At 67.1% G+C, this 20,797-nt stretch carries 19 protein-coding genes; 10 read left to right on the top strand and 9 right to left on the bottom strand.

The genetic code is table 11. The features are described from left to right. Positions 1-107: 107 nt before the first annotated feature. Positions 108-1,295, top strand: coding sequence for a formate-dependent phosphoribosylglycinamide formyltransferase (gene purT / locus QE395_RS12860; RefSeq protein WP_249833923.1), 1,188 nt, complete (start codon positions 108-110; stop codon positions 1,293-1,295). A 237-nt stretch (positions 1,296-1,532) separates the two neighbouring features. On the opposite strand, the gene QE395_RS12855 is transcribed toward purT, so the two are convergent. Beyond that, positions 1,533-2,738 (bottom strand): endonuclease/exonuclease/phosphatase family protein, encoded by a 1,206-nt coding sequence (locus tag QE395_RS12855; protein WP_306989435.1) that lies wholly within the window; start codon positions 2,736-2,738, stop codon positions 1,533-1,535. A 37-nt stretch (positions 2,739-2,775) separates the two neighbouring features. Continuing rightward, positions 2,776-3,531 (bottom strand): arginyltransferase, encoded by a 756-nt coding sequence (locus QE395_RS12850; RefSeq protein WP_306989433.1) that lies wholly within the window; start codon positions 3,529-3,531, stop codon positions 2,776-2,778. Between the two features lie 155 nt (positions 3,532-3,686). Between QE395_RS12850 and QE395_RS12845 the strand changes: the two genes are divergently transcribed. Next, complete coding sequence (locus QE395_RS12845) at positions 3,687-4,268, top strand: EF-hand domain-containing protein (protein WP_306989430.1); 582 nt, start codon at positions 3,687-3,689, stop codon at positions 4,266-4,268. A gap of 65 nt (positions 4,269-4,333) precedes the next feature. Here QE395_RS12845 and QE395_RS12840 read toward each other — a convergent pair whose 3' ends face one another. From QE395_RS12840 to QE395_RS12825, 4 genes are all read right to left on the bottom strand, one after another. Next, on the bottom strand, positions 4,334-5,548 hold the full coding sequence (locus tag QE395_RS12840) for an RNA polymerase sigma factor (protein WP_306989429.1): 1,215 nt from the start codon (positions 5,546-5,548) through the stop codon (positions 4,334-4,336). Positions 5,549-5,845: 297 nt separating this feature from the next. Next, a complete protein-coding gene (locus QE395_RS12835) occupies positions 5,846-6,361 on the bottom strand; it encodes a DUF2007 domain-containing protein (protein ID WP_217536844.1) in 516 nt (171 codons plus the stop codon). Positions 6,362-6,367: 6 nt separating this feature from the next. After that, complete coding sequence (gene tesB / locus QE395_RS12830; protein ID WP_068850178.1) at positions 6,368-7,276, bottom strand: acyl-CoA thioesterase II; 909 nt, start codon at positions 7,274-7,276, stop codon at positions 6,368-6,370. Between the two features lie 43 nt (positions 7,277-7,319). Further along, the gene (locus QE395_RS12825) at positions 7,320-8,099 is read right to left on the bottom strand and encodes an enoyl-CoA hydratase/isomerase family protein (protein WP_306989426.1); all 780 of its coding nucleotides are present in this window, start codon (positions 8,097-8,099) and stop codon (positions 7,320-7,322) included. A gap of 34 nt (positions 8,100-8,133) precedes the next feature. Here QE395_RS12825 and QE395_RS12820 point away from each other — a divergent pair, with 34 nt between their 5' ends. After that, positions 8,134-8,592, top strand: a complete 459-nt coding sequence (locus QE395_RS12820; protein ID WP_306990503.1) for a copper chaperone PCu(A)C — start codon at positions 8,134-8,136, stop codon at positions 8,590-8,592. 245 nt (positions 8,593-8,837) lie between these two features. Here QE395_RS12820 and QE395_RS12815 read toward each other — a convergent pair whose 3' ends face one another. Together QE395_RS12815 and uvrA are read right to left on the bottom strand one after the other, a co-directional pair. Further along, positions 8,838-9,245 (bottom strand): thioesterase family protein, encoded by a 408-nt coding sequence (locus QE395_RS12815; protein ID WP_306989424.1) that lies wholly within the window; start codon positions 9,243-9,245, stop codon positions 8,838-8,840. Then, the gene (gene uvrA, locus QE395_RS12810) at positions 9,245-12,250 is read right to left on the bottom strand and encodes an excinuclease ABC subunit UvrA (protein ID WP_306989421.1); all 3,006 of its coding nucleotides are present in this window, start codon (positions 12,248-12,250) and stop codon (positions 9,245-9,247) included. The genes QE395_RS12815 and uvrA overlap by 1 nt, the downstream gene beginning before the upstream one ends. A gap of 266 nt (positions 12,251-12,516) precedes the next feature. On the opposite strand from uvrA, the gene rplU reads away from it, so the two are divergent. From rplU to cgtA, 3 genes are all read left to right on the top strand, one after another. Continuing rightward, positions 12,517-12,834 (top strand): 50S ribosomal protein L21, encoded by a 318-nt coding sequence (gene rplU, locus QE395_RS12805; protein ID WP_068850193.1) that lies wholly within the window; start codon positions 12,517-12,519, stop codon positions 12,832-12,834. Between the two features lie 15 nt (positions 12,835-12,849). Continuing rightward, entirely contained in the window at positions 12,850-13,110 is a 261-nt protein-coding gene (gene rpmA, locus QE395_RS12800) for a 50S ribosomal protein L27 (RefSeq protein ID WP_019184517.1), read from the top strand. 140 nt (positions 13,111-13,250) lie between these two features. Continuing rightward, positions 13,251-14,300, top strand: a complete 1,050-nt coding sequence (gene cgtA / locus QE395_RS12795) for an Obg family GTPase CgtA (RefSeq protein WP_068850197.1) — start codon at positions 13,251-13,253, stop codon at positions 14,298-14,300. A gap of 130 nt (positions 14,301-14,430) precedes the next feature. Here the strand turns inward: cgtA and rpsT are convergent, their stop codons facing one another. Further along, on the bottom strand, positions 14,431-14,700 hold the full coding sequence (gene rpsT / locus QE395_RS12790; RefSeq protein WP_017354922.1) for a 30S ribosomal protein S20: 270 nt from the start codon (positions 14,698-14,700) through the stop codon (positions 14,431-14,433). A 116-nt stretch (positions 14,701-14,816) separates the two neighbouring features. Between rpsT and murJ the strand changes: the two genes are divergently transcribed. The 4 genes from murJ to lspA all read left to right on the top strand — a co-directional run bounded on the left by murJ (position 14,817) and on the right by lspA (position 20,790). Continuing rightward, positions 14,817-16,421 carry a murein biosynthesis integral membrane protein MurJ gene (gene murJ / locus QE395_RS12785; RefSeq protein WP_306990501.1) on the top strand — a complete coding sequence of 535 codons (1,605 nt, stop codon included), beginning with the start codon at positions 14,817-14,819 and terminating at the stop codon, positions 16,419-16,421. A 75-nt stretch (positions 16,422-16,496) separates the two neighbouring features. Beyond that, positions 16,497-17,444, top strand: coding sequence for a bifunctional riboflavin kinase/FAD synthetase (locus tag QE395_RS12780; RefSeq protein WP_306989414.1), 948 nt, complete (start codon positions 16,497-16,499; stop codon positions 17,442-17,444). Further along, positions 17,441-20,272 (top strand): isoleucine--tRNA ligase, encoded by a 2,832-nt coding sequence (ileS, locus tag QE395_RS12775; protein WP_306989411.1) that lies wholly within the window; start codon positions 17,441-17,443, stop codon positions 20,270-20,272. Before QE395_RS12780 ends, ileS begins: the two co-directional genes overlap by 4 nt. Beyond that, entirely contained in the window at positions 20,272-20,790 is a 519-nt protein-coding gene (gene lspA, locus QE395_RS12770) for a signal peptidase II (protein ID WP_068850210.1), read from the top strand. Before ileS ends, lspA begins: the two co-directional genes overlap by 1 nt. Positions 20,791-20,797 lie beyond the last annotated feature (7 nt).

The following is a 20,797-nucleotide window of genomic DNA, read 5'->3' as shown; positions in this document are numbered from 1 at the left end:
GCATCCTTTGCGGGTAGGTTTGGAATATTGATATCAAATTGATATCACTCCTGCAAGGGCCCCATCCCATAAAATGGCGTCCCGCCTCTGATGTCCGGAATATCGCCATGATCACGCTCGGCACGCCGCTGTCCCCCTCCGCCACCCGTGTGCTGCTGTTGGGCTCGGGCGAACTGGGCAAGGAGGTCGCCATCGAGCTGCAGCGGCTGGGGGTGGAGGTGATTGCCGCCGACCGCTATGCCGACGCCCCGGCCATGCAGGTGGCGCACCGGTCGCACGTGATCGACATGCTCGATGCGATGGCGCTGCGCGCGCTGATCGCCGAGGAAAAACCGCACCTGATCGTGCCCGAGATCGAAGCCATCCACACCGAAACCCTGGTCCAGCTGGAGCAGGAAACCGGCCAGCGGGTGGTGCCGACCGCGCGCGCGGCGCGCCTGACCATGGACCGTGAAGGCATCCGCCGCCTGGCCGCCGAAACCCTGGGCCTGCCGACCTCGCCGTACCGCTTCGTGGACACCGAGGCCGAGTACCGCGCCGCCGTGGCGGCGATCGGGCTGCCGTGCGTGGTGAAGCCGGTGATGTCCTCCTCGGGCAAGGGCCAGAGCACGCTGCGCGACGAGGCCGACATCGCGCCGGCCTGGGAATATGCACAGACCGGTGGTCGTGCCGGTGCCGGCCGCTGCATCGTGGAAGGCTTCATCGATTTCGATTACGAGATCACCCTGCTGACCGTGCGCCATGCCGGGGGCACCTCGTTCTGCGCGCCGATCGGGCATTGGCAGAAGGACGGCGACTACCGCGAAAGCTGGCAGCCGCAGCCGATGTCGCCGGCCGCGCTGGCGCGTGCCGAAGAGATCTCGCAGGCGATCACCGATGACCTGGGCGGCTGGGGCCTGTTCGGCGTAGAGCTGTTCGTGAAGGGCGACGACGTGTGGTTCAGCGAAGTCTCGCCGCGCCCGCATGACACCGGTCTGGTCACGCTGGCCTCGCAGGAACTGAGCGAATTCGCGCTGCACGCGCGCGCCATCCTGGGCCTGCCGATCCCGCTGATCCGCCAGAGTGGCCCGTCGGCCTCCTGCGCGATGCTGGCGCACGGCGAAGGCGTGCCGGTCTTCAGCAACGTAGAGGCGGCGCTGGCGCATCCGGACACGGCGCTGCGCCTGTTCGGCAAGCCGAGCGTTCATGGGCACCGCCGGGTTGGGGTGACGCTGGCGCGTGCTGAGTCCATCGACGAGGCGCGGAAGATCGCGCGCGAGGCGGCGGAAGCGATCACGATCGAGTTGCGCGCGTAAGGCGTTGGCGTCTTTGTTTCTACGTCCTGGGGCGGCCGTCGGGCAGCCCCCTCCGGGACACGCCGTGAACCCATCCATGGGGGCTTGTCAAAAACATCCATGTTTTTGACAGTCCCTACGGGGGCTGCCCGCCGGCCGCCCCCGAGAGATGGCGTTGTGCGGAACGAACGGCAAGCATGGCCGGTAACGCATTGCAATCTTCAACCAGGTAGGTATCGACCGTTGGTCGATACGCTCTTACCTCACGTCCACCCACACCAGGTGGTGGTCGCTGCCGTCGGCGATCTTCGCTTCGGGGCTTTCGTTGGCCGGCCAGAACACGCCGCTGCCGATGTACTCGAAACCCACCGACGGCAGCACGTAATCCAAGCGCATGGTGCCGGACTTCGGGCCGAAATCGCCGGTGGCGTGGAACGGCGCACCCTTCCGCACGATGCCCTTTTCGGCATAGGCCAGGCTGGTCTGTTCGGCACCCACGCTGCGCGGGGTCGGGTAACGCAGCACGCGCGCGTTTTCGATCAGTTCGACAATCGCTTCGTGGCGGCCGTCGCCGTCCACCGGGTCGTTGTTGAGGTCACCCAGGATCACGAAGCGCGCGTCCTGTGCGAGCCCGCCGCAGGTGCCCTTGTCATCGCACAGCCAGGGCTTGTCGCCGGCCGACAGGTATTCCTGCCACAGCCGCAGTTCGTCGTGGTTGCGCGCCGCGTTGCGCTTTTCCGGGCCGTCGAACACCGGCGGGGTGGGGTGCGAGACCAGTGCGTGCACCACGCCGTTGGGCGTGATTACCGGCACGTCCCAATGCGACTTGGACGACAACCGCAGCTGCGACCACACGTGGTCGTTGTAGAACGACTTGCCGCTGCGCGGGTCGATCGGGCGCAGCGCGCCGGGCAGCGTGCTCCACTTCAGCAGCTGGAAGCTGCGCACCTTGGCCTCGTCGATCGGGTAGCGCGAGAGCACCAGCATGCCGTACTGGCCCGGGTGCAGGCCGTAGCCCCAGGCATCGTTGCCGCGGTTGCGGCCGTCGCCGCCGATCTGGCCGTTGTTGTCCAGGTCCAGCCCGCTCTGCACGCCGGTGTTGACCGGGGCCAGGTAGCGGTAGGCGAAGTGCAGCGGCTCACCGCCGCCGGGCTGGGCCACTTCCAGGTAGCGCTGCTGGAACAGGTCGGCGGCGCGGTGGGCGTCGTCGTAGTCGAATTCGTTGAGCAGCACCAGGTCCGGGCGCACCTGCTGCAGCACCGCGGCGATCTTGCGCGCGTGCGCGCTGTCGCCTTCCAGTTCGGCGATCAGGCCGCCGGTCTCGTCGCTGTACAGCGAGGTGTTGTAGGTGGCGATCCGCAGCGGCGCGGAGGTGGCTTCCGGCATGGCGGCGGTCTTGGTCGGGGTTTGGGCGCAGGCGCCGCAGAGCAGGGCCAGGGCGAGGATCAGGGGATGGGCTTTCATCCCGCTATTCTGCACGGGCGGGCATTGCAATGGCGGGTCAGATGCCGTCCAGCGCCTCGTCGAACTCGTGCCAGCGGCGGCCGTCGTAGGCCTCCAGCGGCCGGAAGCGGCGCTTGTAGTCCATCTTGCGGTGGTTGCGGATCCAGTAGCCCAGGTACAGGTGCGGCAGCTGCTCGCGCCGGGCCCAGGCGATCTGCTGCAGGATCGCGAAGGTGCCCAGCCCACGGTGGGCGTGGTCCGGGTCGAAGAAGGTGTACACCGCCGACAGCCCCTGCGGGGTGACATCGGTGACCGCCACCGCCAGCAGCGGGCCCCGGTGGCCATCTACGGCCGGTCCGCGGATTTCCAGGAAGCGACCCTGCGACCACTGCCCGATCAGGAACTGGTCGAACTCGTGCGGGCCGTGTTCGTCCATGCCGCCCTGGGCGTGGCGATGGGTCAGGTAGCGGTGGTACAGCGCGAACTGCTCATCGGTCTGCTCGGCAGCCACGATCCGCACTTCCAGGTCGTCGTTGCGCGCCAGGCAGCGGCGCTGGCTGCGGTCGGGTGCGAAACGGGCCACCGGCACCCGCACCGACACGCAGGCATGGCAGTTGGCGCAGTGCGGGCGGTAGACCAGGTCGCCGGAACGGCGGAAGCCCCAGCTGAGTGCCATCGGGTACAGCGTGCCCAGCCGCTGGTCGTGCGGGTCCAGCACCAGGTCGCGCGCAGCCCGCTCCGGCCAGTAGCCACAGGGATGGTCCCCGGTCTGGAACAGGCGCAGCTCGTCGTCGCGGTCGGTGTGGATCGCCATGCCCACAGCATAGCGCCGGGGCGTCGCAGGCGGCGCGACTGTCTGGCGAATGAACACGGCCCGTGGCGCTGTCAACGCGGCCGGCGCCCGCGCGTTTTCTCTCCCGTGGGTGCCAACGCACCGCACGAAACATCCCCCAAACACCGGAGTGACCCATGCGCAACCGCAAACCCCTTCTGCTGCTGGCCCTGCTGATGACCACCGGCGTTGCCGGCCTGGCGGTGGCCGCCGATACCCCGGCCACGCCCGCCAAGCCGGCCCGCGCGACGCTGGACACCAACGGCGATGGTTTCGTCGACCGTACCGAGGCCGCCAAGGCGCCGCGCCTGGCCGAGAAGTTCGACAGCCTGGACACCAACAAGGACGGCAAGCTGTCCCGCGAGGAACTGCCGCGCTGGCAGGGCAAGCGCCACGGCCGTGGCCCGGGTGGCGGGCATGAGCGCCTGGAAAAGCTGGACGCGAACAAGGACGGCCGGATCAGCCGCGATGAAGCCAAGGCCGACCCGAAGCTGGCCGCGCGCTTCGACCAGATGGACCTCAACAAGGACGGCTACCTGGACAAGGCCGACCGCGAGCTGGGCATGAAGCAGCACCGTGATGCGTGGTTCGCTGCGGCCGATACCAACAAGGACGGCCAGCTGAGCAAGGCCGAATTCGACGCGGCCAAGGGCCCGTTCGGTGGCCCGCGCGGCGAACACCGCGGCGACAAGCCGCCGATGCCGCCGAAGGCAAAGTAACGTAGTGCCGGGCCCTGCCCGGCAACCCAAAAAGCGCCGGTCACCGACCGGCGCTTTTTCATGGGTCAGATCAATCCACGCTCGCCGGCCACGGTCAGGATCAGGCCGACGATCACCAGGTTGGTGATCAGCAAAGCAGGTCGTCCGTACATCGACTGGTACACCCAGCTGGGTCCCGCGCGTCCCTTGCGTGCGGCATCACGCGCGATCATCGGCGCCATGATCCGTTGCAGCGGCACCAGGATCTGGTAGTTCACCAGGGCGGTGCCCAGCACCATCGCGGCCAGCGACAGATACACCGGTGCATTCAGCACCGTCAGCGCCAGCACCGCGGCGCAGACCAGCATCGCGGTGAACGTGCTGTAGTGCACGAAGCGATGCACCGCCGCGCGCTCGGCCAGTGTCTCGGTGTAGCAGAGCAGGTAGCGGCCACCGAGGTAGCTGCCGATCACGCCGCCGGCCATCGCGCCGATGGCGATGGTCCAGTTGAACTCCGGGCCGAGCAGGTGGCTCTGGCTGGCCGCCGCGCCCAGCGACCCCATTGCCGCACCGCCGGACAGGCTGGCACCGCCCAGGCCGAGCTTGCTGCTGCCCACGCCCACGCTGGTGCCCAGCAGGATCGCCGCGCTCGCCGTGCCCGGTGCGGCGACCATCACCATGGAAACCACCGCGGTCGCGAAGGCCGCGCTGGGCGCGCTGCCGCGTGCGAACTCGCCGAAGCGCCGCAGCATTTCCTCGCGCACGCTGGCGCGTGCCCGCGACAGGCGCTTGCGCACGGCGGCGTCGCTCAGCCCCAGCAGGTTGGCCACCTGCTGCGAGCTCTGACCTTCGCGGTAGTACAGCAGCAGCGTTTCGCGGCTGTCCTCGGGCAACGCGGAGATGATCTCTTCGGCGGCCACTTCCTCCTCCACCCGCTGCAGGTATTCCGGCGCGGACGGGCCCGGGTCGGCGGCCATGCTGATGGCGATCTCGGCGGCCTCGCCCGACAGCGGCCGGCTGCGGTTGGCGCGCAGCCAGTCGCGGGCCAGGTTGCGGGTGATCTGGCGCAGCCAGGGCAGGAAGCTGCCGTGGTTGTGCAGCTGGTTGAGCTGCTGCCAGCCCTTGATGAAGGCTTCCTGCGCGATGTCCTCGCTGGCCTGCACGTCGCGGGTGATCGCCAGCGCGATCGCGGTCACGGTGTTCTGGCAGGCCAGCACGATGCGCCCGTACGACTGCTGGCAGCCGCCGGCGGCGGCAGGCAGTTCGCGGTCCAGCGTGTCGATCAGCGGCAGCGTGGTCATGGCGTCGGTCCCTGTGGGTGGTGACATCATGACGGGGTGGGGCGGGGAATGTGACCGGGGGGCGGGGCAGGATCGCGCGAGGGGCGCGGTAGAGCCGACTGTCAGTCGGCTGCTCTTCGTTCCGGCATCATGAGCGCCTGACAGGTGGCTTCGGCAGGCGGTAAACGTCGACCACACCATCGGCGTGGTGCGTTACGGTCTTCGGACGCTTGGGCCGCGCTGGCGCGCGGTTGCCGACTGACAGTCGGCACTACGAATTTTTACGTGCGCAGGGAGATCCGGATACGTCGGGTCGGCTCACGGTTGTTGGGTCGGAGGTGTGATCCGGACTCGGACCTCTTCTTCTTCCTGCGCTGGCGCCGGTTCGGCTGCCGGGGCCTGGGGTTGTGCCTGTTGCGTCTGTACCGGCGCGGCCGTCGGGGCACTGCGGTGGCGCATCACCACCACCATTGCCACGGCGGCGATGATCAGCAGCAGGCCGATGCGGATGCGCCAGGCCCAGTTGCGGCGTGGGGCCACGTCGTCGGCCTGGTCGCGGAAGGCGAATTCGGCGGTGGGGTGGTCGCGGCGGGTGGTTTCCAGCAGGCGGGCATCGCGCAGGATTTCGCGCGCGCGCGGCTGGTCGTTGGCGTGTACCACCCACAGGGTGGGGTGGGTGGTGGCCTTGCTGGTGTCCAGGTAACTGAACTGGCTGCCGCGCTTGCTGTGGTACGAGCGCCCGTTGGTGATGCGCACCTCGATGCCGGCATCGCGCAGCAGTTTGGCCACGCCTTCCACGGTTTCCACGCGCTGGCTGGTGAAGATCTGACGCATATCGAATTATTCCTTGGCCGGTACGGCGGCGGCCGCGGCACTGTCATCCACCACGCGGATCAGGCCTTCCTGCGCGGTGCTGGCAACCAGTATGCCGTTGCGGGTGAAGAACTGGCCACGGGCCAGCCCGCGCGAATCCTGCGCGCTGGGGCTGTCCAGCGAATACAGCAGCCAGTCGTCGGCGCGGAACGGGCGATGGAACCAGATCGCATGGTCCAGCGAGGCCATCTGCACGTGCGGCTGGTAATAGCTGATGCCGTGCGGGAAGGTCGCGGTGCCGAGCAGGTGGAAGTCCGACGCATAGGCCAGCAGCGCCTGGTGCAGTTCGGGCGCATCGCCCACCGTTTCATTCAGGCGCAGCCACACCTGGTGGTAGGGCGGGCGCTTGGGCGGGTGCAGTTCATCGCGCGGGTACACGTGGCGGAACTCGAACGGGCCGCCGCGCGAGAGCCAGCGCTGTACCTTGATCGGCAGCCGTTCCAGCACTTCCGGCGGCAGCGGGCGGTTCGGTTCGATGTCTTCCGGCTGCGGCACTTCGGGCATCTTGTGCTGGTGCTCGGCCCCGCTTTCGGCCTGCTGGAACGAGGCGGCGCAGAAGAAGATCACCTTGCCGTGCTGGATCGCGGTGACCCGGCGCACGGAGAAACTGCCGCCATCGCGGGTGCGGTCCACGTCGTAGACGATCGGGTGGTCGATGTTGCCGGCGCGCAGGAAGTAGGCATGCAGCGAATGCACGTGCCGGCCGTTCTCGACCGTGGCCTGCGCCGCCGACAGCGCCTGGCCCAGCACCTGGCCGCCGAACACGTATTTGGTGCCGATGTCGCGGCTCTGGCCCCGGAACAGGTTGTCTTCCAGGCGCTCGAGCGTGAGCAGGTCGATCAGCTCGGAAACGACGGGTTCTTGCGGCTGGGACAAGGCGGCGGCCTGGCGTTGGGACGGACGGGAATTATACCGGTGGTCAGGCTTTCCCTAACCGCGCTACCAGCGTCTTCAATGCCTGCTGCGCATCGGGGGCATACCAGGCCTCGACGAACCGGTCCAGCCGGATCAGGTCGGCATGCAGTGCTTCATGCAGGTCTTCGCGGGCAATGGCGCGGGTCAGCAGCATCGGCTGGCGCGGCAGCTTGAGCAGGCGACCCAGCCAGGCCACTGCGCGCGGCACCACGTCGGCCGGGGCGGCCAGCTCATCCACCAGCCCGATATCCAGTGCGCGTTCGGCCGGCACCATTTCACCGCCGATCAGCAGCTGCGAGGCACGGTGGTGGCCGACCACCCGGCGCATCAGGCGCTGGATGCCTTCCGGCGCCACGAGCCCCACCTGCACCTCGTTCAGGCCGATCACCGTGGGCTGGGCCGGGTCCGGGCTGCGCGCCAGGATCCGGTAATCGCAGCACAGCGCCAGCACGCAGCCGCCGGCCGGGGCGTGGCCGGTCAGCGCGGCCACCACCGGCACGCGGCTCTCGGCGAGGGTGCGCACCGCGCCGAAGAACGCCTGCCAGCTGTCCAGCAGCTTGTGCCGGTCCTCGCCATGGCTGAGCAGGTGCGGCACGTCCATGCCGGCACTGAAGATGCGCTCGCTGCCCGACAGCACAATGCCGTGCACGTCATCGGCCATGGCCTGGTTGATGTCGTGGATCAGCTGACGGCACAGCTCGGTGTCCAGCGCATTGACCGGCGGGCGGGCCAGCCGCAGCTCGCGGATGGGGCCATGGTTGATCACCTCGATAAGCGTCGTCATGCTGCGATCTCGTTGCGGGCAGGGAACTGAGGCGATGATAACCAAACCATTCGTGTGCGTATTGTTGGCGATGTGTGCGGCCGCAGCATCGGCCACAGCGGCGGAGCCGTCGTGTGTGACGGTGCGCGAGGGCTGGGTGCGGTTGCCGCCGGGCAGTTCGCCGATGGCGGCCGGCTACGGCGTGATCCACAACGGCTGCAAGGCGCCAGTGGCGGTGGTGGCAGCAGGCAGCAAGGCCTTCGGCGACGTCTCCCTGCATGAAACCACGCTGGTCGACGGCGTCAGTCGCATGCGTGCGGTGGAGCGGCTGCCGATCGCGCCGGGATCGAGCGTAACGTTGAAGCCCGGCGGCCTGCACCTGATGTTGATGCAGCCGGAAGTGCCGCTTGCGAAGGGCGGCCAGGTGCCGTTGCGTTTGAGTTTGGAAGACGGCCGTAAGGTGGACGCGATGCTTGCCGTCCGTGCCGACGCCCCTAGGTCGGCAGCGCGGTAGACAGCGTTAGCCTCGGAGAAACGTCATGCGTTCGTCGCACGTAGACGATTTCAGTGCAGTCGTTTGGGAACCGACCCTACCGGCGCCATGCCCCACTGCGTCGGTGATGCGGGTCGGGCGCGGACCCGCTGGTAGGGTCGCTCCCCAGACGACTGCACGCGGAGCGTCCACGAGCGGTAGGGCATGACCACAAACGCAGACGCCTGTTGAACGAAACAGGCCGCCTCATCGGCGGCCTGTCTGATTCAAGTAGACGCGTTGCGGATTGCGTCCGGAAGCGGGGCGCTCTTGCCGGTCTGGGTATCCATCCACACCACCACCACGTTGCCGTCCGAATACAGCGTGCTGTCGTTCTTCTGGTCCACGATGCGGTGGCCGATGGTCACGCTGCTGTTGCCCAGGCGCTCGACGAACAGCTCCACCACGATGTCGTTGGGCCACACGATCGGCAGGCGGTAGTTGACGTTGGTGGCGGCCACCACCGGCGCGATCCGGTCGGTCATCGCCACGCCTTCCACGCCCAGCATCCAGCGCACGCGCGCCTCTTCCAGGTAGGAGATGTACTTGGCGTTGTTGACGTGGCCCATGCTGTCCATGTCGCGCCAGCGCACGCTGATCGGTACGCGGGCCAGGATCTTGTGTTCGCTGCTCATTACTTCTTCTTCGCCTTCGTGGTCTTGGCAGGGCTGGTTTTGCTGGGGGTTACCGCACGCGTGGCGGCCACCGCCTTCTTGGCCACCTTGGCCGGCTTTTCCGGCTTGGCCTTGCGCGGCGGGCGGGCGTCGGGCTTGTTGGCCACCGCGGCCGGGCGTTCCGGGCGCGCGCTGACCGAGGGCAGCATCTTGGCCAGGAACTGGCCGGTGTACGACGCCGGGTGCGCGGCCACGTCCTCGGGCGTGCCGGTGACCAGGATGGTGCCGCCGCGGTGGCCGCCTTCCGGGCCCAGGTCGACGATCCAGTCCGCGGTCTTGATCACGTCCAGGTTGTGTTCGATCACCACCACCGTGTTGCCTTCGTCGCGCAGCTTGTGCAGCACGCCCAGCAGCGCTTCGATGTCGTGGAAGTGCAGGCCGGTGGTCGGCTCGTCCAGGATGTACAGCGTGCGCCCGGTATCGCGGCGCGACAGCTCCTTGGACAGCTTCACACGCTGCGCTTCACCACCGGACAGCGTGGTCGCGCTCTGGCCCAGCTTGATGTAGCTCAGGCCCACGTCCACCAGCGTTTCCAGCTTGCGCGCGATGCTCGGCACCGGTTCGAACAGCTTCAGCGCATCTTCGACGGTCATCTGCAGCACGTCGTTGATGTTGTAGCCCTTGTACAGGATCTCCAGCGTTTCGCGGTTGTAGCGCTTGCCGTGGCACACATCGCAGGGCACGTACACGTCCGGCAGGAAATGCATTTCCACCTTGATCAGGCCATCGCCCTGGCACGCTTCGCAGCGGCCGCCGCGCACGTTGAAGCTGAAACGGCCCGGCGAATAGCCGCGCGCACGTGCTTCGGGCACCTGCGCATACAGCTCGCGCAGCGGGGTGAACAGGCCGGTGTAGGTGGCCGGGTTCGAACGCGGGGTGCGGCCGATCGGCGACTGGTCGATGTCCACCACCTTGTCGAACAGGTCCAGGCCTTCCACGTCCTTGTAGGGCGCGATCGGATGCGAGGAGCCGTTGATCTCGTTGGCGGCCAGCGAGAACAGGGTGTCGTTGATCAGGGTCGACTTGCCCGAACCGGACACGCCGGTGATGCAGGTCAGCAGGCCCGACGGAATGTCCAGGTCCACGCCCTTGAGGTTGTTGCCGCTGGCACCGCGCAGGTGCAGCGTCATCTTCGGGTTCGGCTTGTGCCGGCGCGCGGGAATCTCGATCGCGCGCTTGCCCGACAGGTACTGGCCGGTGAGCGAACGCGGCGCGTCCAGGATGTCCTGCAGGGTGCCCTGGCCGACGATCTCGCCGCCGTGCACGCCGGCGCCCGGACCGATGTCCAGCACGTAGTCGGCCAGGCGGATCGCATCTTCGTCATGCTCGACCACGATCACCGTATTGCCCAGGTCGCGCAGGCGGGTGAGGGTGCCCAGCAGGCGCTCGTTGTCGCGCTGGTGCAGGCCGATGGAGGGCTCGTCGAGCACGTACATCACCCCGACCAGGCCGGCGCCGATCTGGCTGGCCAGGCGGATGCGCTGGGCTTCGCCACCGGACAGAGTGTCGGCCTTGCGCTCCAGCGTGAGGTAATCCAGGCCCACGTCGACCAGGAAGCCCAGGCGCTCGCCGATCTCCTTGACGATCTTGCCGGCGATCTCGCCGCGCCAGCCGGGCAGGGTCATGCCGCTGAAGAACTTCAGTGCCTCATCGATCGGCAGCACCACCAGTTCCGGCAGCGCACGGTCGGCCACGAACACGTTGCGCGCGGCACGGTTCAGGCGCTGGCCCTGGCATTCGGGGCAGTTGCGTTCGCTGATGTACTTGGCCAGCTCTTCGCGCACCGCCGCCGATTCGGTTTCCTTGTAGCGGCGTTCCAGGTTCGGAATGATGCCCTCGAAGCGGTGCTTGCGCTGGGTGCGGCCACCGGCTTCGGTGAAGTAGGTGAAGGTGATGGTTTCATCGCCGCTGCCGTACAGCACCGCCTTGCGCACCGGCTCGGACAGGCTCTGCCACGGCGCGTCGGTGTCGAACTTGTAGTGCTTGGCCAGCGAGGCGATCAGCTGGAAGTAGTAAGCATTGCGGCGGTCCCAGCCGCGCACGGCGCCGGCCGACAGCGACAGCTCCGGGTGCACCACCACGCGCGAGGGATCGAAGAACTCGGCCATGCCCAAGCCATCGCAGCCCGGGCAGGCGCCCACCGGCGAATTGAACGAGAACAGGCGCGGTTCCAGCTCCGGCAGCGAGTAATCGCAGACCGGGCAGCTGTACTTGGACGAGAACAGGTGGGCCGGGGCATCCTCGACATCCAGCGACTGCACCGAGACCATGCCGTCGCCCAGCTTCAGCGCGGTTTCAAAGCTTTCGGCCAGGCGCTGCTTGATGTCTTCACGCGGGCGGAAGCGGTCGATCACCGCTTCGATGGTGTGCTTCTGGCGCAGCGCCAGCGGCGGCACCGCATCGATTTCATGCAGCGCACCGTCCACCCGCACGCGCACGAAACCCTGCGCGCGCAGCTGGTCGAACACCTGGGCATGCTCGCCCTTGCGCTCGCGGATGACCGGGGCGAGCAGCATGTAGCGCTGTTCCGGGTCCAGGGTCAGCACGTGGTCCACCATCTGGCTCACGGTCTGCGCTTCCAGCGGGTAGCCGTGGTCGGGGCAGCGCGGGCTGCCCACGCGGGCGTATAGCAGGCGCAGGTAGTCGTAGATCTCGGTGATGGTGCCCACGGTCGAACGCGGGTTGTGCGAGGTCGACTTCTGCTCGATGGAGATCGCCGGCGACAGGCCTTCGATATGATCCAGGTCCGGCTTTTCCATCACGCTCAGGAACTGGCGGGCATAGGCCGACAGCGACTCCACGTAGCGGCGCTGGCCTTCGGCGTAGATCGTGTCGAAGGCCAGCGAGGACTTGCCCGAGCCGGACAGGCCGGTAATGACAATCAACTTGTCGCGGGGCAGGTCGAGATCGATGTTCTTGAGGTTGTGCGTCCGCGCGCCGCGGATGCGGATGAAATCCATCGCCATGGGGGATCCGTTGAAAGTGGGGCAAGCGGAGACGGCAATCGGTCAGCCTACCGAGCTTGGGATTTGGGGGCAATCAGCGACATTGCCAGCCCCTTGTCTCATCTATTGAGACCGGCGGGCCCTGAACCTGAACGGGGTTCAGGGGAGGACGGCTCAAAGCAGGGGGTGGGTTGACCCGGGCCGGGGTGAGTCATTAAAATCCCGCTTCTGTCCGCCCTCGATGGCGGCAGTCCATAGACCACAATAACTACAGAGGAAGTCTGGTCATGTACGCAGTACTGGTAACCGGCGGTAAGCAATACCGCGTGGCGCAGGGCGAAACGCTCCGCGTTGAAAAGCTCGAAGTCGAAGTCGGCAACGAGATCAAGTTCGAAGAAATCCTGATGCTGGGTGACAGCGATGGCATCAAGCTGGGCGACGCTCTGAGCGGCGCTTCGGTCACCGCCAAGGTCGTGTCGCAGGGTCGTGCCGACAAGGTCCGGATCATCAAGTTCCGTCGCCGCAAGCACCACATGAAGCGCCAGGGTCACCGTCAGTACTACACCGAAATCGAGATCACCGGCATCGCCGGTGGCAAGAAGTAATAAGGAGAAGCAGTCATGGCACATAAGAAGGGCGTAGGCTCATCGCGCAACGGTCGCGACTCCAACCCGAAGTACCTCGGCGTCAAGATCTTCGGTGGCCAGGCCATCGATGCCGGCAACATCATCGTGCGTCAGCGCGGCACCCAGTTCCATCCGGGTACCGGCGTCGGCCTCGGCCGTGACCACACCCTGTTCGCGCTCGTCGACGGCAAGGTGGAGTTCTCGGTGAAGGGCCCGAAGAAGCGTCGTACCGTCAGCGTCGTCGCCGAAGCCTGAGCTTCGCGGCACGCAGGCGCCCCCGCCCCGGCGTGGGGCCGCTGACGAAAGCCCCGCTTCGGCGGGGTTTTTGTTTTTCACGTTAGACTCTGCGGTCGGGCGCACCCGTTGCCCACCGCCTCCAGTTGGCATCCAGAATCATGAAACTTGTAGACGAAGCAGAAATCCAGGTTACCGCCGGCAATGGCGGCAACGGCTGCGTCGGTTTCCGTCGCGAGAAGTTCATTCCGCTGGGCGGCCCGGACGGCGGCGACGGCGGCAATGGCGGCAGCGTGTACATCCGCGCCGACGAAAACCTCAATACCCTGGTCGATTTCCGCCACGAGCGCATCTTCAAGGCGCAGCGCGGCGAGAACGGCATGGGCCGCCAGGCCTATGGCAAGGGCGGCGAAGACCTGGTCATCACCGTGCCGGTCGGCACCGTGGTGATGAACGTGGCCACCGACGAAGTGATCGGTGACCTGACCCAGCACGACGACATCCTGCTGGTGGCCAAGGGTGGCAAGGGCGGCCTGGGCAACATGCACTTCAAGAGCTCCACCAACCGTTCGCCGCGCCAGTCGCTGCCGGGCGAGGAGGGCGAGGAGCGCCTGCTCAAGCTGGAGCTGAAGCTGCTGGCCGATGTGGGCCTGCTGGGCTTCCCCAATGCCGGCAAGAGCACCCTGATCCGGGCTGTGTCCGCTGCCACCCCCAAGGTGGCCGATTACCCGTTCACCACCCTCTACCCCAACCTGGGCGTGGTGCGCGTGGAGAACTACCGCAGCTTCGTGATTGCCGACATTCCCGGCTTGATCGAAGGTGCCGCCGATGGTGCCGGCCTGGGCGCGCAGTTCCTGCGCCACCTGCAGCGCACCCGCCTGCTGCTGCACTTGGTGGACATCTCCCCCATGGAAGGCGGCGTGGAAATCTCGCCGATCGAGCAGGTCCGTGCGATCGAGCGCGAGCTGGCCAAGCATGACCCGGAGCTGCTGGAAAAGCCGCGCTGGCTGGTGCTGAACAAGGCCGACCTGATGTTCGAGGACGAGGCCAAGGCGGCGGCCGAGAAGATCATCGCCGAGCTGGGCTGGACCCAGCCGTGGTACCTGGTCTCGGCGCTGGGCCGTGAAGGCACCTGGCCGATCATGACCAACATCATGGCCTTCTTCGACCGCCAGAAGGAAGACGAAGCGGATGCGCGCAACGCGCTCTGACGCTGACGTTGCTTCCTCGGAAAACCCGGCTTCGGCCGGGTTTTTCTGTGGGGCCGTCAACCACGCAAAAAACCCGGCCAGGGCCGGGTTTTTGTACCGCACGCCGCGCCAGGCGCGGCGTTGCGCCGTATCAGGCGGCCTTGAGGGCCTTGATGCGCGCGGTCAGGCGGCTCTTGTGGCGAGCGGCCTTGTTCTTGTGGATCAGACCACGCGAGCTGAAACGGTCGAGGATCGGCTGGGCGACGGCAAAGGCTGCCTCGGCGCCGGCGGCATCGTTGGCGTCGAGCGCCTTGATCACCTTCTTGACAGCGGTGCGCAGCATCGAACGCTGAGCCGTATTGCGCGCGTTGCGCACGACGGTCTGCTTGGCGCGCTTCTTGGCGGACTTGATATTGGCCACAGTGGTGGTTTCCTGAAAAATCGGTGTAATGGGAACAGCAAGCTGGAAAGTATGATGGCTCGAAAAATGTACGTCAAGTCAATTGTCAAGAGGAAACACGGGTGAGTTCACCAAGGATGTTGCGCGGGCTGCTGTCTTTCAGCAGCATGACCATGATTTCACGGGTGCTGGGCCTGGTCCGCGACCTGGCCGTCACCACCACGTTCGGCACCAATGCGGTGACCGACGCCTTCTGGGTGGCCTTCCGGGTGCCCAACTTCCTGCGCCGCCTGTTCGCGGAGGGCTCGTTCGCCACCGCCTTCGTGCCGGTGTTCACGGAAGTGAAGGAAACCCGTTCCCATGAGGAGCTGCGCGAGCTGATGTCGCGCGTGGCCGGCACCCTGGGCGCGGTGCTGCTGCTGGTCACCGCGCTGGCGCTGATCTTCGCCCCGCAGCTGGCCACCCTGTTTTCCAGCGGGGTCGACACCGACCCGGCCAAGCACGGCCTGCTGGTGGACCTGTTCCGGCTGACCTTCCCGTTCCTGCTGTTCGTCTCGCTCACCGCCTTGGCCGGTGGTGCGCTGAACAGCTTCCAGCGCTTCGCCATGCCGGCGCTGACCCCGGTGATCCTCAACCTGTGCATGATCGCCGGGGCGCTGTGGCTGGCACCCCGGCTGGGCGGCACCCCGGAAAAGCAGATCCTGGCGCTGGGCTGGGCGGTGCTGGCCGCCGGCGTGCTGCAGCTGCTGTTCCAGCTGCCCTCGCTGAAGGGCATCAACCTGCTCACCCTGCCGCGCTGGGGCTGGCGCCATCCCGGCGTGCGCAAGGTGCTGACCCTGATGGTGCCGACCCTGTTCGGCTCCTCGGTGGCCCAGATCAACCTGCTGCTGGATACCGTGATCGCGGCCAAGCTGACCGATGGCTCGCAGTCCTGGCTGTCGCTGGCCGACCGCTTCCTGGAGCTGCCGCTGGGCGTGTTCGGGGTGGCGCTGGGGACGGTGATCCTGCCGGCGCTGGCCCGCCACCATGTCAGTACCGACAAGGCCGGCTTCTCCAGCGCGCTGGACTGGGGCCTGCGCACCACGCTGCTGATCGCCGTACCGGCCATGCTCGGCCTGATGCTGTGCGCCGAGCCGCTGATCGCCACGATCTTCCAGCATGGCCAGTTCACCGCCTTCGATACCCGCATGACCGCGCTGTCGGTGTACGGCCTGAGCTTCGCCCTGCCGGCCTTCGCCCTGCTCAAAGTGGTGCTGCCGGCGTTCTACGCCCGCCAGGACACCCGTACCCCGGTGCGCGCCGGCCTGGTCGCGCTGGTGGCCAACATGGTATTCAACTTCATCCTGCTGGCCGTGCTGTACCACGTGATGGTGCCCGAGGCGCTGAAGGCGCAGGGCGTGTGGGTGGCGCTGGGCAAGCAGCCGGGCCTGCACCTGGCGCTGGGCATTGCCAGCGCGCTGTCCAGTTACCTGAATCTTGGCCTGCTCTGGTACTGGCTGGGCAAGACCGATGTGTACCAGCCCAAGGCGGGCTGGGGCGGCTACGTGACCCGCCTGGGCCTGGCCTGCGCGGCCATGGTGGCAGTCCTGCTGGGCCTGCTGCAGCTGATGACCGATTTCACCGACATGGACAAATGGCACCGGATCGGCAACCTCGCGCTGCTGGTCGGCGGCGGTGGCCTGACCTACCTGCTGGCCCTGGTCGCCATGGGCTTCCGCCCGCGTCACCTGCGCGAGCATTGATCCATGGGCACCCCGGCTATACTTCATGGCTATCCCTTGCAACGCATCGGTCCTGACGGGCCGGATTCCCAGTAGATGACCAGGTTGTTCAGAAGCATCGAAGGCGGGCCCTTGTTCCCGCACGGAAGCGTGGTCTGCATCGGCGCATTCGACGGCCTGCACCTTGGCCATCGTGCGCTGGTGCGGCATGCGGCCGCGCGTGCCCGCGCGCTGGGCGTGCCCGCCGTGGCGGTCGCGTTCGAACCGCTGCCGCGCGAATACTTCGCCCAGGGCGAGCCGCCGCCGCGGCTGACCCTGGCCCGCGACAAGGTCACGATCCTGCGCGACTTCGGCGTGGATGCCATCGGCCTGCTGCGTTTCGATGCGGCCATGGCCGCCATGCCCGCCGAAGCCTTCGTCGAACAGCTGCTGGTCAACCGGCTGGGCGCGCGCGAAGTGTGGATCGGGCCGGAGTTCTGCTTCGGCAACCGCCGCCGCGGTGACCTGGCCCTGCTGCAGGCCATGGGCGCCGAACGCGGCTTCAGCGCCGGCGAGATCGACCCGGTGGATTTCCACGGCGAGCGCATTTCCGCCACCCGCATCCGCCAGCTGCTGCGCGAGGGCGATTTCGCCCATGCGGCCGATCTGCTCGGGCGCCCGTATGCGATCGGGGGCAGGGTAGTGCGCGGGCGCCAGCTCGGCCGCACCCTCGGCTTCCCCACCGCCAACCTGCGCTTCCCGAAAACGCCGGCGCTGGCGGGCATCTATGCCACCTGGGTGCACGGCGTGTTCGACCAGCCGTGGCCGTCGGTATCCAGCTTCGGCACCCGGCCGACCGTGGACGGGGTGGAGCCGCTGCTGGAAGCGCACCTGTTCGATTTCCAGGGCGACCTGTACGGTCGGCATATCCAGGTTGAGTTCGTCGCCAAGCTGCGCGACGAAGAAAAGTTCCATGATCTGGCGGCATTGACCGACCAGATGCACCGTGACGCCGATGAGGCCCGTCACATCCTTTCCGAACACAGATTGCGAGCCACTGCGTGAGCCAGGACTACAAAGCCACCCTTCATCTGCCGGCCACCGAATTCCCGATGCGCGGCGACCTGCCCAAGCGCGAGCCGGGCATTCTGTCGCGCTGGGAAGACGAGGGCCTGTACGCCCGCCTGCGCGAAAACGCGCAGGGTCGCCCGCTGTTCGTGCTGCACGACGGCCCGCCGTACGCCAATGGCCAGATCCACCTGGGCCATGCGGTCAACAAGATCCTCAAGGACATCATCGTCAAGTCGCGCTACCTGGCCGGCTTCGATGCGCCCTACGTGCCCGGTTGGGATTGCCACGGCCTGCCGATCGAGATCGCGGTCGAAAAGAAGTGGGGCAAGGTCGGCGTCAAGCTCGATGCCGTCGAGTTCCGCCAGAAGTGCCGCGAGTACGCCGAAGAGCAGATCGACCTGCAGCGCCGCGACTTCAAGCGCCTGGGCGTGATCGGCGATTGGGACAACCCGTACAAGACCCTGAGCTTCGATTTCGAAGCCAATGAAATCCGCGCGCTGTCGAAGATCTTCGCCAACGGCCACATCGTGCGCGGCGCCAAGCCGGTGCACTGGTGCTTCGATTGTGGCTCGGCCCTGGCCGAAGCGGAAATCGAGTACCAGGACAAGACCTCACCGGCCATCGACGTGGCCTACGTGGCGCGCGATTCGGCGCAACTGGCCGCGCGCTTCGGCGTGAGCCTGCCGGCCGATGTCGAGGTCGCCGTGCCGATCTGGACCACCACCCCGTGGACGCTGCCGGCCTCGCTGGCGGTGTCGCTGGGCGCGGATATCCAGTACGCCCTGGTCGAAGGCCCGGCCCATGCCGGCAAGCGTCGCTGGCTGGTGATCGCCGCCAGCCTGGCCGAGCGCGCCCTGCGCCGCTATGGCGTTGAAGACGTCGTCGCGCACGGCCATGCCGCCGGTGCCGCACTGGAAAACCTGCTGCTGGCCCACCCGTTCTACCCGCAGCGCGACATCCCCCTGCTCAACGGCGCGCACGTGTCCGATGAAGACGGTACCGGTGCGGTGCACACCGCCCCCGGCCACGGCCAGGAAGATTTCGTGGTCAGCCAGCAGTACGGGCTGATGGACAACTACACCGCCGCCCAGATCAACCCGGTGGATGGCCGTGGCGTGTACCTGCCGTCCACCCCGCCGGCCGGCGAGGTGGTGCTGGCAGGCGTGCACCTGTGGAAGGCGCAGCCGCTGATCGTGGACGTGCTGCGCGACTCCGGTGCGCTGCTGTCGTTCGTGGAAATCGTGCACAGCTACCCGCACTGCTGGCGCCACAAGACGCCGGTGGTGTTCCGCGCCACCCCGCAGTGGTTCATCTCGATGGACAAGGCCAACCTGCGCAGCGATGCGATGGCCGCCATCGACAACGTCGGCTGGTTCCCGAGCTGGGGCAAGGCGCGCATCGGCAGCATGGTCGATGGCCGCCCGGACTGGTGCATCAGCCGCCAGCGCACCTGGGGCGTGCCGATCGCACTGTTCACCCACCGCGAAACCGGCGAGCCGCACCCGCGCACCGTCGAGTTGATGCAGCAGGTGGCCGACCGCGTGCAGGCCGGCGGCATCGACGTCTGGTACGCGCTGGACGCCGCCGAACTGCTGGGCGATGAAGCGGCGCAGTACGAGAAGGTCACCGACATCCTCGATGTCTGGTTCGACTCGGGCGTCACCCATGAAGGCGTGCTGCTGGAGCGTGGCTTCGGCAAGCCGGCCGACCTGTACCTGGAAGGTTCCGACCAGCACCGCGGCTGGTTCCAGTCCTCGCTGCTCACCGGCGTGGCCATCGACAAGCACGCGCCCTACAAGCAGTGCCTCACCCATGGTTTCACCGTGGATGAGAAGGGCCGCAAGATGTCCAAGTCGCTGGGCAACGGCATCGAACCGCAGGACATCATGAAGACCCTGGGCGCGGACATCCTGCGCCTGTGGATCGCCTCGGCCGATTACAGCAACGAAATGTCGCTGTCGCAGGAAATCCTCAAGCGCAACGCGGACGCCTACCGGCGCCTGCGCAACACCGCGCGCTTCCTGCTCGGCAACCTGGACGGTTTCGATCCCGCCCAGCACCTGGTGGCCCCGGCCGACATGGTCGCGCTGGACCGCTGGATCGTGCATCGCGCCTGGGAGGTGCAGGAGAAGATCAAGGCGGCGTACACCGGCTACAACATGGCCGAAATCGTGCAGCTGCTGCTGAACTTCTGCAGCGTGGACCTTGGTTCGCTGTACCTGGACGTCACCAAGGACCGGCTGTACACCATGCCGACCGACTCGCGCGGCCGCCGTTCGGCGCAGAGCGCGATGTACCACATCGCCGAAGCGTTCACCCGCTGGATCGCCCCGATCCTGACCTTCACCGCCGATGAGCTGTGGGGTTACCTGCCGGGCGAGCGCAAGGAAAACGTGCTGTTTGCCACGTGGTACGAAGGCCTGGTGCCGCTGCCGGCCGATGCCGCGATCAACGCCGCCGATTTCGACCAGCTGCTGGCCCTGCGCGAGCAGGTGGCCAAGGTGCTCGAGCCGATGCGCGCCAACGGTGCCATCGGTGCCGCGCTGGAAGCGGAAATCACCGTCGCCGCCAGCGAGGAAACCGCCGCGCGCTGGCAGCCGCTGGCCGAGGAACTGCGCTTCCTGTTCATCAGTGGCGATGTCAGCGTGCGCCCGGCGACCACCGACGAGGTGTTCGTCAGCGCCCAGCCGACCACCAAGCAGAAGTGCGTGCGCTGCTGGCACTACCGTGCCGACATCGGCAGCGTGGCCGCCCACCCGGAACTGTGCGGTCGTTGCGCAAGCAACGTCGACGGTGCCGGCGAAGACCGGAAGTGGTTCTGATGGCCGCCCCGCGTCCGCGCCCGAGCGCGCTGGTGTGGCTGGTGCTGTCGGCCGCCATCATCATCCTCGACCAGTGGAGCAAGGCCTGGGTCCTCTCCAGCCTGCCCGAGTACCAGCCGGTGGCCGTCATCGACGGCTTCTGGAACTGGTACCGCACCTACAACACCGGCGCAGCGTTCAGTTTCCTGAGCGATGCCGGTGGCTGGCAGCTGTGGTTCTTCACCGCGCTGGCGGTGGGCATCAGCGGCCTGATGGCGTTCTGGCTGTCGCGCACCCCGCGTGCGCACTGGCGCAGCGCCGTGCCGTACGCGCTGGTGATCGGCGGGGCCATCGGCAATGTTATCGACCGCCAGGTGCACGGCCACGTGGTCGATTTCATCCAGTGGTACGTGGGTGAGCACTACTGGCCCTCGTTCAACATCGCTGATGCTGCGATCGTGGTCGGCGCCATCGGCATCGCGGTGTTCGGCCTGTTCGACGGCAAGGCCGCCAAAAAGGCGGATAATGCCAACCCGTAACCCACCG

It is taken from the genome of Stenotrophomonas sp. SORGH_AS_0282, assembly GCF_030818125.1.
GTDB classification, from domain to species: Bacteria; Pseudomonadota; Gammaproteobacteria; order Xanthomonadales; family Xanthomonadaceae; genus Stenotrophomonas; species Stenotrophomonas rhizophila_A.
The sequence above is the reverse complement of the archived record's forward strand: the minus strand, read 5'-3'. Positions and strand labels throughout refer to the sequence as shown.